Below are 2613 nucleotides of genomic sequence, written 5' to 3' on the forward strand. Positions count from 1 at the left end.
TGCGTATTCCAGTCAAGGGGAACGCAGTTCCGTCTGATGGGGAACAGTTGTCCATTTGATGGGGAACACGCTTCCACGGAGGGGAACGCGGGTTGGGATGGCGTGAGCATGATCGCTTAAGCGCTCTCCCCTTTCGGTGGTTGAGCCGGGGTGTCATTGGTCTTGCGCAGTGACTCGCCCTGCAGGGTGATGCGGTAGGCATTGTGTACGACGCGGTCGAGGATGGCATCGGCGAGGGTGGGATCGCCGATGGCCTGGTACCACTCGGTGACCGGGAGCTGGCTGGTGATCAGGGTCGAGCGGCGGTGGTAGCGGTCTTCGATGACCTCAAGGAGTTCCCGGCGCTGGGTGTCGCTGAGCACGGTCAGCCCGAAGTCATCGAGCACGAGGAGCTGGAGTTTGCTGAGCTCGTTGAAGCGCTTGGCGTAGGTGCCGTCAGTGCGGGCGAGTGCCAGCTCGCCAAGGAGTTTCGGCACCCGGGTGTAGAGCGCGGAGTAGCCATCGCGGCAGGCTTTCTGGGCGAGTGCACAGCCGAGGTAGGACTTGCCCACGCCGGTGGGGCCGGTGATGAGTACGTTGAGGTGCTCGCTGACCCAGTGGCTGGAGGCGAGGCTCTCGAGCAGCCCCCGGGGGAGCTGGCGTGCGGGGCGGCGGTCGAGGTCCTCCAGGCAGGCTTCGGGGTAACGCAGCCGGGCACGGCGCAGCCGGGCGATGAGCTGGCGGTTGTCACGGGTGAGTAGCTCGCGCTCGAGCAGCAGGCCCAGGCGGTCGATGAAGGGCATGGTCTCGAGGTCCGCCCGGGCGGCTTGTTCCTCCAGGGCGGCACGCATGCCGGTGAGCTTGAGCGCGCTGAGCCGCTCCAGGGTGGGGTTGGTGAGCATGGTTGCAGGTCTCCGTGTGAGGGGGAGGACGCTTCAGTGGTAATAGCCCGCACCGCGGACGTTGGCATGGTGGATGGGGGCGGTCTCGCTGGCCGGGCTGGGCGGTGCCTGCTGGTCGAGCCCGCGTTGCAGGATCGAGGCGAGGCTGGTGTAGCTGTCAACACCGACGCGCAGGGCGTACTGGGCGGCCGCCTCCAGGCGCTGAGGGCCATAGACCCGGGCGAGGCGCTGGAGGCCTTCACCGAAGCGCCGCGCCACGCGCAGCGGCCGGTTCTCGAGCTGGGTGCGCAGCAACCGCGTAGTTGCCTCCCCGCAGCACAGCGCCCACCGCAGCAGCCCCTCGGCGTTGAGCGCGGCGTAGGCCTGGTGCGCCGGGGGCATGTGCTCGGTCAGCGTCGTCTGCCCGGGGCCGTCACGGCGCACATGGGCGGCGATGCGCTGCCCCTGATGGAAAGCCTCCACGGTGGCGGCGGTGATGCGCAGCTCCACGGCCTCGCCAATGAGCCCGTGCGGGAGACTGTAGGCATGTCCGGCGTGCACGAGATGGTAGTCGGCGGCAAGCTTGCACCGGCGCCACTTGGCGGGCTCGAAGGCCTGCTCGGGTAGCGGGCGCAGTGCCGGGCGCTCGAGCTCCGCTAGCCGCTCGGCACGACTGCCCGGCTGGCGGGTGAAGGGACGCTGGTTCACCGCCTCCAGGCGCTGACGCACCGCCGCGTTGGCCTCGGCGAGCGAGAAGAACGTGCGCCCGCGCAACGGCGCGAGCACCTCGCGCTCGACGATAAGCACCGCGTTCTCCACCAGCGCCTTGTCCTGCGGCTTGCCCACCCGTGCCGGGACCACGGCAAAGCCGTAGTGCTGGGCGAGATCGGCATAGGCGATGTTGAGCTGCGGGTCATAGCGTTGCGCCCGCGTCACCGCGGCCTTGAGGTTGTCCGGCACCACAACCCGCGGCACGCCGCCGTAGTAGGTCAGAGCCCGTCGATGGGAGGCCAGCCAGTCGGCACTCGACTGGGAGGCGGTGAGCTCGGTGTAGATCGCCTGGGAGGCACCGAGGATGGCCACGAACACCGCCGCCGCGTCGACGCCGCCATCGCCGGGGTCGGTGATCGCCACCGTCTGACCGGCATAGTCGACGAACAGCACCTCACCAGGCGTATGGTGCTGGCGCATGCTCGGCTCGCGCCGCACCCGGTAGGCGGCCAGATGCTGGCAGAACCACGAGTAGTCAAAGCCCTGCGGATGCGCCTCACGGTACTCGAGCCAGAGCTGGCGCCGCGTCACACCCTTGCGCCCGAGCTCGGCGTCAACCACCGCCCAGTCCGGCTCGCCCCGCTCGGCGCTGCGTTGCCCGCTCGTGGGATAGAGCCGGCGCTCCAACTCCCGGTCATCCAGCCCCTCGGGCAAGGGCCAGCCCACCCCCGCCGCTTCAGCGCGCTGCAGGCAGCGAAACACCGTGGTCTTGCCGATGCGGCAGCTCCGTGCAATCTGGGCCAGGGTGAGATGCATCTCGTGGTGCAGTCGCAGGACTTCGCGAATGGTGCGCATGGCGGGTCTCCTCGTTGGCATCGGCGCTCTCTCCTGGGTGGGGGGAGAGAGCAGTATCCACCGAAAATCCAACCCGCGTTCCCCTGCGTGGAACACCGTTCCTCATCACATGGAACCGCATTCCTCATCGCCTGGAATCGCGTTCCTGTTCCCGTGGAACTGCGTTCCTCATCGCAAGGATTCCACA

At 68.3% G+C, this 2613-nt stretch carries 2 protein-coding genes; both read right to left on the reverse strand.

The features are described from left to right. Window positions 1-116 precede the first annotated feature (116 nt). Window positions 117-881, reverse strand: a complete 765-nt coding sequence (gene istB / locus ACQ754_RS16990; RefSeq protein ID WP_440998235.1) for an IS21-like element helper ATPase IstB — start codon at window positions 879-881, stop codon at window positions 117-119. 33 nt (window positions 882-914) lie between these two features. Then, window positions 915-2426 carry an IS21 family transposase gene (gene istA, locus ACQ754_RS16995; RefSeq protein ID WP_440998236.1) on the reverse strand — a complete coding sequence of 504 codons (1512 nt, stop codon included), beginning with the start codon at window positions 2424-2426 and terminating at the stop codon, window positions 915-917. Window positions 2427-2613 lie beyond the last annotated feature (187 nt).

Origin of the sequence: Arhodomonas sp. SL1 (assembly GCF_052060015.1) — a bacterium.
Taxonomy (GTDB): Bacteria; Pseudomonadota; Gammaproteobacteria; order Nitrococcales; family Nitrococcaceae; genus Arhodomonas.